At 47.0% G+C, this 15,554-nt stretch carries 12 protein-coding genes; 10 read left to right on the forward strand and 2 right to left on the reverse strand.

The window, feature by feature from the left end; translation table 11 throughout:
- Window positions 1-83: 83 nt before the first annotated feature.
- On the forward strand, window positions 84-2,570 hold the full coding sequence (locus ACT89M_RS09280; protein ID WP_154886820.1) for an EAL domain-containing protein: 2,487 nt from the start codon (window positions 84-86) through the stop codon (window positions 2,568-2,570).
- 87 nt (window positions 2,571-2,657) lie between these two features.
- On the opposite strand, the gene ACT89M_RS09285 is transcribed toward ACT89M_RS09280, so the two are convergent.
- Together ACT89M_RS09285 and yhbH are read right to left on the reverse strand one after the other, a co-directional pair.
- A complete protein-coding gene (locus ACT89M_RS09285) occupies window positions 2,658-4,094 on the reverse strand; it encodes a SpoVR family protein (RefSeq protein ID WP_154886817.1) in 1,437 nt (478 codons plus the stop codon).
- Window positions 4,091-5,257, reverse strand: coding sequence for a sporulation protein YhbH (yhbH, locus tag ACT89M_RS09290; protein ID WP_154886815.1), 1,167 nt, complete (start codon window positions 5,255-5,257; stop codon window positions 4,091-4,093). Before yhbH ends, ACT89M_RS09285 begins: the two co-directional genes overlap by 4 nt.
- Before the next feature lie 233 nt (window positions 5,258-5,490).
- On the opposite strand from yhbH, the gene ACT89M_RS09295 reads away from it, so the two are divergent.
- The 9 genes from ACT89M_RS09295 to ACT89M_RS09335 all read left to right on the forward strand — a co-directional run bounded on the left by ACT89M_RS09295 (window position 5,491) and on the right by ACT89M_RS09335 (window position 15,457).
- Entirely contained in the window at window positions 5,491-6,855 is a 1,365-nt protein-coding gene (locus ACT89M_RS09295) for an MFS transporter (RefSeq protein WP_154886813.1), read from the forward strand.
- Window positions 6,856-7,212: 357 nt separating this feature from the next.
- On the forward strand, window positions 7,213-8,481 hold the full coding sequence (locus ACT89M_RS09300) for a sulfotransferase family protein (RefSeq protein WP_253495843.1): 1,269 nt from the start codon (window positions 7,213-7,215) through the stop codon (window positions 8,479-8,481).
- The gene (locus ACT89M_RS09305) at window positions 8,478-10,409 is read left to right on the forward strand and encodes an asparagine synthase-related protein (protein WP_154886808.1); all 1,932 of its coding nucleotides are present in this window, start codon (window positions 8,478-8,480) and stop codon (window positions 10,407-10,409) included. The genes ACT89M_RS09300 and ACT89M_RS09305 overlap by 4 nt, the downstream gene beginning before the upstream one ends.
- A gap of 41 nt (window positions 10,410-10,450) precedes the next feature.
- Window positions 10,451-10,588: a paeninodin family lasso peptide gene (locus tag ACT89M_RS09310; protein ID WP_123065008.1), complete on the forward strand. Its 138-nt coding sequence runs from the start codon at window positions 10,451-10,453 to the stop codon at window positions 10,586-10,588.
- Between the two features lie 138 nt (window positions 10,589-10,726).
- The gene (locus tag ACT89M_RS09315; RefSeq protein WP_154886806.1) at window positions 10,727-11,671 is read left to right on the forward strand and encodes a phosphoenolpyruvate carboxykinase (ATP); all 945 of its coding nucleotides are present in this window, start codon (window positions 10,727-10,729) and stop codon (window positions 11,669-11,671) included.
- The gene (locus tag ACT89M_RS09320) at window positions 11,668-11,967 is read left to right on the forward strand and encodes a lasso peptide biosynthesis PqqD family chaperone (protein WP_090919998.1); all 300 of its coding nucleotides are present in this window, start codon (window positions 11,668-11,670) and stop codon (window positions 11,965-11,967) included. Before ACT89M_RS09315 ends, ACT89M_RS09320 begins: the two co-directional genes overlap by 4 nt.
- Window positions 11,968-11,971: 4 nt before the next feature.
- The gene (locus ACT89M_RS09325; RefSeq protein ID WP_154886804.1) at window positions 11,972-12,454 is read left to right on the forward strand and encodes a lasso peptide biosynthesis B2 protein; all 483 of its coding nucleotides are present in this window, start codon (window positions 11,972-11,974) and stop codon (window positions 12,452-12,454) included.
- Complete coding sequence (locus ACT89M_RS09330) at window positions 12,444-13,640, forward strand: nucleotidyltransferase domain-containing protein (protein ID WP_154886802.1); 1,197 nt, start codon at window positions 12,444-12,446, stop codon at window positions 13,638-13,640. Before ACT89M_RS09325 ends, ACT89M_RS09330 begins: the two co-directional genes overlap by 11 nt.
- 20 nt (window positions 13,641-13,660) lie before the next feature.
- The gene (locus tag ACT89M_RS09335) at window positions 13,661-15,457 is read left to right on the forward strand and encodes an ABC transporter ATP-binding protein (RefSeq protein ID WP_487345211.1); all 1,797 of its coding nucleotides are present in this window, start codon (window positions 13,661-13,663) and stop codon (window positions 15,455-15,457) included.
- Window positions 15,458-15,554 lie beyond the last annotated feature (97 nt).

Raw genomic sequence — 15,554 nt, forward strand, 5'->3', positions numbered from 1 at the left:
GCCTGTCGCCCAGGCAGCGCACTCGCTTCTTTTTTTACATTTAACATACATATGAGCATTACCCGGCTGAAAGGACAGAGTGAGTGGAGCACATACATGGCACGTACAATCTACAACTTGTTATTTTATCCTATTTCATTGCGTCGTTAGCCTCTTATGCAGCACTTGATCTTGCAGGCCGTGTATCTTTGACGAGTGGAAAGGCGCGTCACTGGTGGGTTGCTTGCGGGGCAATCTCTATGGGACTGGGTATCTGGTCGATGCACTTTGTTGGCATGATCGCTTTTGTGCTCCCTATGCACGTTTCCTATTCCATGGACAAGGTGATCTTGTCCGTTTTGTTAGCTATTATCGCGTCGGGGGTAGCATTGGAATTTGCAGGTCGCCCGTCCAACCGGATTAGCAAACTTGTGTTTGCCGGATTGTTGCTGACTGCAGGCATCACCTCTATGCATTATGTAGGCATGGCAGCGATGTCTATTCCGATTACGTACAAGCCGGGCCTTGTGGTGTTATCCGTTCTGATCGCGGCACTGGCTTCCTATGCAGCGCTGTGGCTGATGTTTTTTTTCAATCGTCCGGAATCTAAACATCATTGGGTCTATAAAATAGGCAGTGGACTCATTATGGGTTTGGCCATTACAGGCATGCACTACACCGGAATGGCAGCAGCTCAATTTCATCAAGTGCAAGTCATCCCTGAGAGTCTAAGCAGACAGGTGGAGTCGGAGGTTCTTGCTTACCTTATTGCGGCGGGAACGATTGTGGCCATTGGTCTCACGTTATTCGGTAATTTTATCAATCAACGGATGATTCAGAAAGATCAACGTATTCATGAAAATGAACAGTGGTATCATGCACTGTACCATAATCATTCGGATGCCATCGTTTCCGTAGATCGCGAAGGTATCATTAAAGGCATTAACGCTGTAGTCACTACAATTACTGGATATCCTGAAAAGAGGGTGATTGACCGCCCGATTAACCAGATTATTGAGCAGATCAGTGTACAGTGTTCGAGTAAGGATAACGCTCACACGTGGGACAACCAGGAATTGCAACAGCGGCATTACATGGCCAAAATGAGAAATACACAAAATGAACTCCTTGATCTGAGTATTGCGGTCATTCCAGTCATCATTGATGACACCCATGTTGGGAGCCATATCTTGATTAAAGATATTACAGAAGAGACCCAGGCACAGCAAAATATTCGGCATCAGGCTCTGCATGATCCACTTACAGGGTTGCCTAACCGACGCAAGTTGGATGAAGTGCTGGCTACTACGATAAATGTCTGTGAACAACAAAAACAGCATAAGTTTGCTGTAATGGTCATGGACATAGACCGGTTTAAGATGATTAATGACTCTCTGGGGCATTCCATCGGGGATGTGTTTCTGAAAGAAGTGAGCAACCGGATTATAACCGTAATTGAAGCTTCTCATCCTCAGGCAACCTCTAATGTTACGCTAGCCCGAATGGGCGGGGATGAGTTTACCATGGTAGTCACAGGAGAACAAGCGGATGAGAAACAGGTGGTTCGACTTGCAGAAGAAATTGTGGAAGCGATTAAGCAACCTTATCGTTTGAAGGAAAATGATTTTTACGTTACAGCCAGTATCGGTATTGCCATGTACCCTGAACATGGGGTTGGAACGGATGCTTTGATTAAACATGCCGACTCCGCAATGTATGAGGTGAAGAAAAATGGCAAGAACGGTTACCAGTTCTATACGGCTCAGCTCGACTCTGAACTTTATGAACGGATTGAGCTCGAAGGTTATCTAAGGAAAGCACTGGAGCGTAATGAGATGGTGCTGTACTATCAGCCGCAGATTCGTACGCTGGACAGCCGAATGATCGGGGTAGAGGCTCTGATTCGCTGGCAACACCCGCTTAAAGGGCTGCTTGCACCCGATGTATTTATCCCTCTGGCCGAGGAGACCGGCATGATCTACGATATTGGTAACTGGACGATTCGTGAAGCCTGTAGACAGATGAAGCTGTGGCACGCTAGCGGCGGGCCACTCATACCGGTGTCTGTGAACTTGTCCAGCCAGCAGTTTCACCAGTCCAACCTGGTGGAGCAGGTGCAGAATGCTTTAACTGAGACAGGTCTGGAAGCCAAATATCTGGAACTGGAAATCACAGAGAGCATGATGATGGATGCAGCGGTATCCACGGCAATTCTAAACGAGCTATCCGCTCTGGGTGTGAAGATCAGTCTGGACGACTTTGGCACGGGATACAGCTCACTGAGTTATCTGAAGCATTTTCCGATCCACAAACTCAAGATCGACCGCTCGTTTGTCACGGATATCACCGAAAGCCATAGCGATCAGGCTATCGTAGCCACAATTATCTCGATGGCCCAGAATCTTAAGATGGAAGTGATTGCAGAAGGGATCGAGACCAAAGGCCAGCTCGATATTTTGATGCAAAATGACTGTCGGGAGATCCAGGGTTACTACTTCAGCAGGCCACTACCCGCCAATGAAGTGGAAAATAATTTCTTTGTACCCCTGCGTTTGCTGGGGGAACGTAACACGGTGTTTCATTCCGTATAAACGGTCAAGAGGCAAGTTCCTGAGTAGTATCTGGAACTTGCCTCTTTTTTCGTTTTTCATGATATATCCGAATTTCGTCACTCCCGCCTATAAAAACTTGCGATGGTGCTTTTTGCCGTCATAGGTGAACCAGATCGGTTTATCTTCCACACGGGTCTCTACATGCACTGTGCGTCCCCAGAGACGGTACAGATACGGAAGCGTGCGCTCCATGTATTTCAGATCCAACTCGATGCCCTCATACTGATGTTTCAACACGAGTTCGCCTGTACGCAGATAGTCTGCATCCTGTACGACTAGATACGGAGAGCCGCCGTTAATGCGGGAAAATACAAGCTGGTCACGGATGTTTTCCCAAGACTTGTCGGTAATTTTCCAGTCGGGTCCTTTTTTCTCAAACACGTAGAGGTCGAGGTCCTCGGTTAACTTTTTGGTCATGTAGTTACGGATGAACGAGGTATCGGAGTCGAACTCGCGCACTTCGAACATTTTGGCCCGGCCTTGCCCAGGCTGACGTCCCCAACGTTCCTGTTCCTCGCGTGTCGGATGATCCCAGCGCCGCTCGATATCTTCAAAGATTTTCAGTCCCAGGTAATATGGATTCAAACTCTGCTTGGACGGTTGCACAACGGAAGAATTCAGCTTGGCAAATTCGATGGTATCCTCACTGCTCAGATCGAGTTCGCGTATAATACGTTGATGCCAGTACGAAGCCCAGCCTTCGTTCATGATTTTCGTTTCCATCTGAGGCCAGAAATAGAGCATCTCCTCACGCATCATACTCATAATATCCCGTTGCCAATCGGTGAGCACCTCGGAGAACTCTTGGATGAACCACATAATGTCTTTCTCCGGCTCTGGTGGAAAATGATGCACTTGCAGACTATCCGTGGACTTTTCCTCAGTTTGCAGATTGTCGAGCGACCACAGGTCGTCATATTGACCTTCCGGTTTAGGGGCTTTATCACCACGTTGTTCGCGAATTTTCATCTCCATATAACGCTGTTTGTCTAGGTGCCGCGGTTTAATGAGCTGTGGGTCCACATGTTCTTGAATGGCAATTACCGCATCGATGAAGGCTTCAACCGCCTCCGTGCCATATTCCATCTCATAATTGCTGATTCGATCCGCCGTGGCGGCCATGCTTTCAACCATATTGCGGTTGGATTTGGAGAAGCGGGCATTGTTTTTGAAAAAGTCGCAGTGTGCGAGTACGTGGGCGACGATTAATTTATTCTGAATCAAAGAGTTGCCATCCAGCAGAAAGGCGTAGCAAGGGTTGGAGTTAATAACGAGTTCATAAATTTTGCTCAGGCCAAAATCATATTGCATTTTCATCTTGTGAAACGTTTTGCCAAAGCTCCAGTGGCTGAACCTTGTTGGCATGCCGTAAGCACCAAAGGTGTAGATGATATCCGACGGGCAGATTTCGTAGCGCATCGGGTAATAGTCGAGGCCGAATCCATCGGCAATCTCCATAATTTCAGCAATCGCGTATTCCAGTTCGCGGATTTCATCGGTCATCCTAGGCTGCCTCCTTCTCTTTTTTGAAAAAAGCTGCGGAGCGCTTTGTACACCTCGCCTTTTTCCTTGATGACGTAATACATAAACTGATCCATCTTAATATGGCGGTAAGCAGACATGAGTGTACTGCTGCGGTTATATTGGTTCACTTCACCGTAACCAAACATGTTGCTGCGCTTCATTAATTCCCCGATCAGCTTCACACAGCGCTCATTATCCGAGGTGAGGTTATCGCCATCCGAGAAATGGAACGGGTAGATGTTGTAACTGGTAGGCGGGTAACGTTTATCGATAATATCCAGTGCCTTCATATATACAGAGGAGCAGATCGTACCGCCGCTCTCGCCACGAGTGAAAAATTCCTCTTCCGTCACTTCTTTGGCTTCCGTGTGGTGAGCCAGAAACACAATTTCGACTTTCTCATACTGACGACGAAGAAAACGAGTCATCCAGAAGAAAAAACTGCGGGCGCAATATTTTTCAAATGATCCCATCGACCCGGATGTATCCATCATGGCGATGATGACGGCATTGGACTGAGGGATGATTTTGTCTTCCCACGTTTTGTAGCGGAGATCATCCGGACTGATGTGATGAATGCCCGGATTGCCCGTGGTTGCATTGCGGCGCAGGTTCTCCAGTATGGTTCGTTTCTTATCGATGTTAGACTGCATGCCTTTTTTGCGAATATCGTTGAAGACCACGGTATGTGTCTCGATCAAATCTTTATCCTTTTGTTTCAGATCCGGCAATTCCAGTTCGGCAAAAAGAATATCTTCCAATTCCTCAATGCTGACCTCAGCTTCCACTATGTCATGACCTGGTTGATCGCCAGCTTTCTCGCCCTTGCCCGGCTTCTGGGACGCAGGATCACGGCCAATGACATCGCCAACCTGACTGTCACCGTCCCCCTGACCGACATGTTTTTGCTTTTGGTAGTTATACACGAAACGGTACTCATCCAGACTGCGAATGGGTACCTTGATGATTTGTTTTCCATCGGACATGATAATATTTTCTTCGGTGATCAGATCGGGCAGATTCTGCTTAATGACATCTTTCACCTTTTGCTGATGGCGCTGCTGGTCCTGGTACCCTTTGCGGTGAAGCGACCAATCTTCCCGGGATACGACGAACGAGTAAGGCTGGTGTGAATTTGACATGTAGGCACCCCCCATTGATTACGCGGCACAGTTTGGCCTGTCGGTAATTAAGTATATTCACGGGCGGGGACGATATGTGATGCGATCTCAACTAAAATGAATGAAATACGCTGCAATTGCCTTAGGATAGGCTGGAGCGAGGTACATGTTTAAATTTTACAAAAATCATGATCATATGTGATATCTTTCCTTTACAATAGAGAAAAAGGTCTGATTCTGAGCATCGAGCCCTGATGCATGTAAAGGAAGGATTAAGTGTGGATAAACGTGCAGTAAAAGCCTGGATTACGTATGACTGGGCCAATTCGGCTTATGCTACAACCGTGCTTGCGGCGGTGCTACCTGTATTCTATGCTTCTGTTGCTGCGGCAACATTGGATAAGGATACGGCAGCTTCTTACCTTGCTTATACACACTCTATTGGAATGTTGTGTGTGGCGCTGTTAACTCCGCTGCTAGGAACACTGGCTGATCTATCGGGACGAAAAGGGGACTTCCTGCGAGTTTTCGCGATAACAGGAATTGTGTCAACGCTGGGATTCAGCGTGATCGGAGAAGGAGACTGGTTGCTTGCGTCTACCCTGCTCGTGTTATCCACGATTGGTTTTGCCGGAGGAAATACATTCTATGATGCGATGTTACCGGATTTAGTTCCCGCAGAACGAAGAGACATGGTATCCTCCAAAGGTTATGCCTATGGTTATATAGGCGGGGGGTTACTGCTTGCAATCAATCTGTTAATGATTCAGCAGCCGGGCTGGTTCGGCATGCCGAGTACACTTGCAGGTACGCGACTTGCGTTCATTTCAGTTTCGATGTGGTGGCTACTGTTCTCCCTTCCCATCTTCCGCTATGCACCTAGAAGGCCAGCCTCGTCTGAGTTGCCTGCATCCGCAACAGGTTATGCAAAGGTTGGCGTACGCAGATTACGGCAAACCTTCGGTCAGATCCGGCGTTTTCCGCAGTTGCTTCGGATGTTGGTCGCATTCTGGTTTTTCAATGACGGGATTAATACCATTATTCTGATGGCCACAATCTATGGAACAAGCATTGGCATTGGTACATCGGATTTGATGTTGGCGCTACTAATTACGCAATTCATCGGTTTCCCGTGTACACTGCTTCTAGGTGCTTGGGCGCAGCGGTGGGGAGCAAAGCAGGTGTTATTGGTAAGTTTAAGTATTTATATTTGTATCGTTATACTTGGCTACTTTATGACCCAAGCTCTGCACTTTTATGTGCTCGCAGGGTTGGTTGGCGTTGTGCAAGGGATTAGTCAATCGACGGCACGTTCCTTGTTTAGCAATCTGATGCCGGCTGCACGAACGGGGGAGTATTTTGGATTTGTTAACATTACAGGGAAGTTCGCTTCGATCTTTGGGCCATTTGTATTTGGTTACGTGGGACAGATTACAGGTTCTACCCGCTGGGGCATTCTGTCACTGATCTTCTTTTTTGTAGCAGGCATTGCGGTATTATTAACCGTGAAGGTACAGAAAGGAATGCAGGATGCTCAGTCAGCCGACCAGGAAGAGTTGGAACGTATGCAAGGCCTAGGTATGGCTGGAAAAGGGAAGGATGTTACCTTTACCGGATAAGTTTAGTCTGGTTTCAATTGGTTAGGTTAGATTAGGTCAGCTTGGTTTAGATAAGATGGATATAGTCATTGTGTCGTATCGGTTATTGATTATCTCGGTCTCCAGATTCTGTTTATCTCATAACAGGAACTGGAGGCTTTTTTGCATTGTTGCGTACTTAGATCATCGGCAAGTGAATAAATTATGAAAAGGTGAAAATAAAAGATTGACATGATACATTTTGTATCATAGAGTAAAGGTATAAATACATATTGTATCTTAGAGTGTCGAAATTCCCTGTCATTTCCAAGGTAATGATCATCCGGTCGATCCGATCCCACGGCATAATTTTATAAATTTACAGAGGAGAGGCTGCCATTGATAGATACGCAAGGAAACGGACTTGTCTTTTTATTATGCATTCCCCGCAGTGGCAGTTCGTTATCTACCGTTATGCTGCAAAATCATAGTCGCATATTTGCCACGCAGGAGATGTGGTTTCTGATGAATCTCGTCGATTTGTCCAAAGCCGACTCTCGCGCTTACGGTGGCAGTTCCATCATCCGTCAATTTTATCAAGCGATGGTGTCCGAAGATATTTTCGAAAAGGCGTGCAGAAGCTTTGCTCTTGAAATATATAATGGATTTCTGGAAGGGAGCGGAGCAGACTTCATCGTTGATAAATCTCCGCGTTATTATTATATGCTTGAATGGCTGGATCGATTGTTTCCGCAGTCCAGACGCATTCATCTTCAGCGTAACCCCCTTTCTGTAGCGGCATCCTTTAAAAAAGTAAATCGCCATACCGGCGAAGGTTTTGATCTGATTCAGAGTCTGAATCATTCAAAACTCAATATGAAAGCCGTAGACCTGACACTTGGTCTAACTCGATTGAATGATTATTTTGCAGAGGCTCATCCTTTGGCCTACGAATTAAAATATGAACAGCTCGTTATGAAACCTCAGGAAGAACTGGAGAAGTTATGTGCTTTTCTAGGCATTACTTATGAACAAGGCATGGAGCGATATGGTCAGTTTGTGGATAGTACGAAATCTGACATGTTCTATAGTATGGGCGTCGGGGACCCCTTCCTCTCTTCACATCAGGAGGCACATCAAGGTTCTGTTAACAACTGGAAAAACATACTCGAGCGGCAAGAAGTTGAACTGTATTGCCGTGTACTCGGTGCGAACCTGTTCCACCGGATGGGGTACAGTGAACAGCTACAAGAAGCTGAAGATTGGACGGGAGTCCAGTTTCAGGCAGAGCCGGATACAGAGGTATTGGAGCGGCTCAAGCAACAGCTAGTACTCGCAACGGAGTGTCGTTGGCAGCCAAATTACCGCATGGATGCGCCGATGAATGGAGCCAAGGATCGGTCTCCGATCCACAGCGGCAGTGAGGAGAAGGAAAGCGCCAAGATTGACCCGTCACTAGCCGCTATGGCCACGATCAGACAATTGCAGGCAGCTCTTCGCGCAGCGGATCAGCGGCTGGAACGTGGGTATACGGAGCGGGAACGTTTGAAGAAACAGCTACATGCTGCCCATAGCAAATTACAACGAATCAAATCATGGATACCATTTGGTCATCGAATTAGCGCATGGGCATCCCAGCGCAAGATCGTTCGGGGAGGAAAGTCATGAGCGCCATAGCCGGAATCGTACATACAGAAGGTCAGCAAGCACTATGGGAGGACAGCTGGCGGCTCTACGCAAGTCTTGGACATATCCCGGCAGATACAACGGGGGTATGGAAAGGGGATGAAGCGTTTCTTAGTTGCCATGCTCAGTGGATTACGCTGGAGTCCGTAAACGAGAAATTGCCTCTCTATGATGAAGAAAGTCAATTGACCATCACTTCAGATGCCATTTTGGATAACCGTGAGCAACTGGCCGATCAGTTGCAGATTTCACGAGCAGAGCTGGCTGGACTGGCGGACAGCGAACTGATTCTCCGTGCATACCAGCGCTTTGGAGAAGATGTAGCTAGTCAACTTCTTGGGGACTTTGTATTTGCGATCTGGGATGAACGCCGCCGCATGTTGTTTGCTGCGAGGGATATTACGGGCATGCGGGCATTTTATTACCGACATGACGGTTCGCGATTTGCCTTCTGTACGTTAATGAAGCCATTGCTTGAGCTTGGAGGGGTGCAGAAGGCACTTGACGAAAACTGGCTATCCGAATTTCTGGCCATCCCTGACATGCACGATTCGGCTGATATTCATTCCACGGTGTATCGCGGAGTGAACCAGTTGCCCTCTGCGCACACGCTGACGTTTCGAAACGGGAGGATCGAACTCAGGCAATATCATCGCTGGGATGATGTCGAACCGCTTCGACTCAAATCAGATGAAGACTATGTTGAAGCTTTTCGTGAGGTGTTTAGCCAAGCCGTAGGTTCGCGCTTACGAACGCATAGACAGGTTGCAGCGGCATTAAGTGGTGGACTGGATTCAGGAGCTGTTGCGGGTTTTGCTTCCGGAACGCTCCGGAGTCAGGGGAAGCAGCTACAAGCTTATAGCTACGTGCCTGTTCCGGATTTTACGGATTACACATCGAAAACGTTACTAGCAGACGAGCGACCATTTATTCGTTCCACCATTAATCACGTAGGCAATATCTCGGAGAACTATCTCGATTTTGAAGGACGCAGTCCGCTCAGTGAAGTAGATACGTGGCTGAACATGATGGAGATGCCTTATAAATACTTTGAAAATTCATTCTGGATCCGTGGATTTTATGAAAAAGCGAGTGAGCAGGATGCCGGTATTTTGCTGACAGGCGCACGTGGCAATTTTACGATCTCATGGGGACCTGCACTTGATTATTACGCTAGTCTACTGAAAAGTGGCCGATATTTCCGCTGGTTCCGTGAGATGCAACAGTACAGCGAACGAACAGGGATGGCATTCTCACGCATCGCCCGTATTACAGGCCGTAAAGCGTTCCCAGACTGGTTCAAAGGAAATAACAAGGGGACAGCTCAGCCTGCAGGCGCACAACTGATTCATCCAGATTTGGCCAGGAGAACAGGCGTGCTGGAGCGACTTAAATCCATCCTTGTACTCCAGGGCGGTGCCCGAGCCGATGCACTACAGGTGCGAGCCGACAAGTTCAACAATCTAGCGATTGCAAATAAAAATGGGGCCGTCGCCACCAAATGTTCCCTTCGTTACCGCGCATGGGAACGCGATCCCACAAGTGATCCAAGAGTGATCCGATTTTGTCTCTCCGTACCGATTGAGCAATATGTAAGACAGGGAACGGATCGTTCCCTCATTCGCCGAGCTACATCACCGGAATTGCCGGACAAAGTGAGGCTTAATCAGCGTGTACGGGGCGTACAACCTGCGGACTGGCTACACCGTATTTTGCCTGACTGGCAGACGTTTACCTCGGAACTGCAAACCTTGTGTTCTGACAGTCAGGTTGCCGGCATATTAAACACGGATCGGATTAAATCAGCTCTGGCTAATTTTCCAAGTCCCAGGCCCGAACTGGCATCCCATCCGGATTTGCGTTTGATGATGCACAGTTTAATTGTATACCGCTTTATTCAGAAGTTTTGATCCAAGGCAAACGTATACGCTCTTGAAAGGAGGTGAAAACGATGCAAAACGAAAAAAAGGAATGGCAAGCACCCGTTCTTGAAGTGTTGGATGTGAATGAAACGATGGCAGGGGTAGGATACAGACAAATCGACTGGATCACTGTTCACGATGCCGACATGTACGATCCAACGTCCTAATTTAGTAGTTTCCCCAGCTAGTTCATACTTAAAGGGCGGAAATGCAACCAATCCAGCTTTTTCGCCTCCGCCCTAATATTGAGCTTGTGAATATCAGGGCTTTTTTCATATCTATAAATGAAGGAGGCGCCTTTATTGTTGCCTTTGTACTATGAAGCTTATGGTTTACGCTGGTTGAGTCAGATTCCGATGCCTGAGTTGCAGCGCGCAACTCTGACTGCTGAAACGCAGCAGGATGTCGCTGATGTACAGATCGAGTCTTTTGATCTGGCAGGGTTATGGGAGAAATGGGATGTTGGTAGCGACAACTTTGTGGCGCGAGACGGTTGTCTTTTTTTCAGAATCGAAGATACGGGTCTTTTTTTCATGGAGCATGGCAAACGAATCGTTGTCTCTCAAGTATCTGGTGCCGATCCGAAAAAAGTCAGGCTGTTTATCCTCGGGACATGCATGTCCGTGATTATGATGCAGCGTGGTATTCTTCCTCTGCACGGAAGCGCAGTTGTGATTGATGGTTGGGCCTACGCGTTCGTTGGGCATTCTGGCGCGGGAAAGTCTACCTTGTCAGCGGCACTGGCCTCACGCGGATATCCTCTTCTCACCGATGATGTGGTTGCCTTGACCTGGGATGCTGGAGGCAGAGCGATCGTATCCCCCGGATATCCCCAGCAGAAATTATGGCAGCCTAGTCTGGAAGGCTTCGGAATGAAGCAGCAGGATTATGCAACGGTGCATGCTGAAATTACGAAATACGCCATACCGGTTCAGCACTATTTTCACGAGAGGGCTGTTCCACTTGGGGGAATCTACGAACTTGTACCTGAGCCGGACCAGGAATCTGGTTCTGTGTATTTGCAGGAGGTAAGTGGTCTGGAACGTCTGCACTTGCTCTGCTCTCATACCTTTCGCGGTGGACTGGTGAATCGCCAAGGACTCGCTCAATGGTTGTTTGAAACAGCTTCAAGACTTTCAGCCAGTGTGGAGATTAACAGAATTAGCAGAACGGGGCACCATTTTACAGCATTTGAAATGGTGGATCGGATCATTAATCATATACGCAAAGGAGTGCAGATAGAAATATGACAGCAATTACACCTATCGATGCGAATGACGTCGTAATCCAGAAGGATGGCAACTTGGTCAGTGATATGGGTGGCGAAAAGGTGATGATGAGCATCAGTTCCGGGAAATATTACAATCTGGGAAGTACAGGCGGACGAATCTGGGAACTGATTGCAGAAGAGAGAACGCTGAATGAATTGATTGAGACGCTTGCTACAGAATATGACATTCAGGCAGAACAATGCCGTGATCAGGTTGTGGCTTTTTTGGAACACCTCTCACGTGAAGGTTTAATCAACATTTCGCGCGGAGTGTAGGAACATGTATCGTAAAGTGAAGTCCTATTTCTCGCTTCCAGGTACGATAAGGCGTTTGGTATGGGAAGCTTATATCCTGCTAGGATGGGCTAGAGTGCAAAAGACAAGGCCGTTTGCCAAAATTGCTCCGAGGCTTGGTACACCTATGATCGAAACACCTGTTACTGGATTGAATCGGACTCAAGTGGCGGAAATAAGAAACATATCGAAAGCCGTTATGATTGCTAGTAAATATACGTTTTGGGAAAGCCAATGTCTTGTTATGGCGATAGCTGCAATGAAAATGCTGGAACGGCGTAATATCGCGAGTACATTATATATGGGTACCGCAAGGAATAAGCAAGGACAACTGATGGCACACGCCTGGCTACGAAGTGGAAAACTGATCGTAACTGGAGCAGATACGATGGATCAATATACGGTCGTCGGCGTGTTTGGCAAACGATGTCCTGAGAAGGGATCTGGAGAGATTGTCTATGACGCATGAAACTGAACTGTATTCCACAGGGTTTCCGAAGGAGCTCAAGCTAATCTTGAGCCTGCTTAGAGATGATCTGGCAGATCTGACTTCCGAGGAGATCAAGGGCCGACTGCACGAGATGGATTGGCCACTTTTTTTACAACTTGTGGTCCATCATCGTCTGTATTCTGTTATTTATATGAAATTAAAAATGCTGGATCTGCGGTTTATTCCCGAAGCAGTTTTAGGGAGTTTGAAACAGCAGTATACGATTAATACTTTCCGTATGTTACATTTAACAGCCGAGATGGAGCAAGTGTGTGGCGCATTTCGGGAGCGTGGCATTCGCACGATTACACTGAAAGGGCCTGCTCTGGCTCATGATTTGTACGGAGATGTGTCCATGCGGACTTCGAAAGACCTGGATATTTTAATTCCAGTTCAGAATGTGGAGGAAGCAGGGCGTATTCTTGTCAACCTTGGTTACCAGTGCAAAGAAGGGGAAAGGGCGCTTACTGTTCGTAGCTGGAAGTGGCGGGAGCATCATATCTGTTATGTTCATCCGGTCAAACGTACTCAAGTGGAGATCCATTGGCGGCTTAACCCTGATTCTGGCCGGGAAACGGAGTTTGAACTGTTGTGGAAACGAAGCCGATTCAGTTCGTACACCCAGACACCTGTACGTATGCTTGAAAGAGAGGATTTATGGGTTTATTTAGTGACGCATGGTGCAAGACACGGTTGGTTCAGACTGCGGTGGTTACTGGATATCGATCAGATGATTCGTTCGATGCCGCTCGATATGAAAAAGGTAGAGCGTCGTTTGAAAGCAGAAGGACGTCTAGCCATCGGTTCCCAGACATTACATCTCGTTTCGGATCTGTTGCATACCCCGCTGGGCGATCCGTATTTATCGATTATGGCTACGCGTGAGCGTATGGGAAAGCGACTGGCGAGAGAAGGCGCGCTGTTTATGAACGAAATGTTAGACAGTCCAGAAGAGCTACACAACTATTCAACTTATTTATTCTCTCTTCGTAGTACGAGGCAAAAATGGTTTTTCTTTATTGAGCGGTTATATCCAAGTACTTGGGATGTGCATCAATTCCCGCTACCACGTTCTCTGTTTTTTCTGTATTTTCCGTTACGTCCATTTCTCTGGTTCTGGCGGCGCTTCAAAAAAAGCACGATGGCAGAGAGGGGAAAGGTATGATCGCCGAGTTAAATTATTTCATGCGAAAACTGCATCATATTTCTGGGCCTATTTTATATTGGAATCTGCTAGCTATGATCTTGATTGGTTTAATGGAAGGAATCGGCATCTACATGCTTGTTCCTATGTTAAGTTTAATTGGTGTTTTTGAGATGGGCTCTTCTGGTATACATATCCCCTGGTTAACGGAGCTACTCCACCGATTCTCGGAAAATGGTCAATTGCTACTTGTTTTACTGGCTTTTGTATTTATCCTCTCAGGACAGGCATGGATGCAGCGTCTTCAGACGATTCGCAATACCCGTATTCAGCAGCAATTCATACGAACGCTGCGCCTGGAAACCTACAGTGCACTACTTCGGGCACGGTGGTCTTTTTTTCTCCAAAAACGAAAATCCGATTTCAACCATATATTAACCACAGAACTTGCCAGGGTAAGTCAGGGAACAAGTCTAGTCCTGCAGATGGCAGCCTCGCTGATTTTTACAGCGATTCAGATTGGGCTGGCTTTCTGGTTATCCGCAAAGCTCACAACGCTTGTACTTGTCAGTGGTTTGTTGTTATTTGTATTACTAAGAAAGTTTGTTAGGCGTGCCAAACAGATTGGAGATCAGACTTCCGAATTCTCGCAGAGCTACTACTACGGGATCACGGAGCATTTCAACGGAATTAAGGATATTAAGAGCAATATGCTGGAAAGTTCGCATATCCGCTGGTTTGATCGCATATGCAGCCAAATTGAACGTAATGTGGTGCAGTTTAGTCAGTTAAATACAGGTACACAGCTCATTCATCGGGTGTCAGCGGCGATAATCATCGCGGCGTTTATTTACCTTTCTTTACAGGTGATGTCGGTGCCACCAGCCAACCTGTTATTAATTATTTTGATTTTTTCACGATTATGGCCAAGGTTTACAGCGATTCAGTCTAATCTGGAGTACATCAGTTCAATGTTGCCGGCATTTCGGATCGTGAGAGAGTTGAAGGATCAAACGGAGAAGAACTGTGAGATCCGTGAATCAAGGAAAGAGATAGGTACACCTGCTTCCCAGCCTATTGCTCCAATCGATCTGGTAAAAAGCATCGTGTGTGAGGATGTGGATTACCGTTATGAGGGAAGTGACACGTATGCATTAAAGAATGTGCAAGCATATATTCCTGCTCAAGGTATGACTGCTATTGTTGGGAAGTCGGGGGCTGGTAAAAGTACATTTGTTGATCTGATCATGGGTCTGGTGAAGCCTGAGAGTGGTCGTATCCTGATTGATGGAAAACCCTTGACTGAGGAACAGTTATTGAACTGGAGAAGTTCGATCGGGTATGTCTCACAAGATCCTTTTTTGTTCCATACCAGCATTCGTGAGAACTTACGTCTGGTTGATCCGGATGCAAGTGAAGAACAGATGTGGCGGGCACTCCAATTTTCTTCTTCCGCTTCATTTGTTCGCAAGCTTCCGCAAGGTCTGGATACCATTATAGGTGATCGTGGCATACGCCTGTCCGGTGGAGAGCGTCAGCGTCTTGTACTGGCTCGGACCATGCTTCGTAACCCTTCTGTATTAGTACTGGATGAAGCAACGAGTGCACTGGACAGTGAAAATGAACAGCAGATCCATGAAGCGCTGGAACGATTAAAAGGACATGTCACAATTATCGTCATTGCACATCGACTCTCCACGATCCGAACCGCAGACCGTGTCATTGTTTTGGAAGAAGGGCAGGTCATCCAAGAAGGCGGATATCAGCAATTATCTATGGATTCGTCAGGCACTTTCAGCAAACTGCTTCATATGCAAGCTGGTGCTGCTGGACAGTAAACCATAAGTTGTAGACTTATTAACGAAGTAAAGAGAAGCGAGTGTTACTAGAATGAAAAAAGGCGTGCCGCAGAGGGACGCCTTTCATATCTATTTC

Source organism: Paenibacillus sp. NN59 (assembly GCF_057597225.1).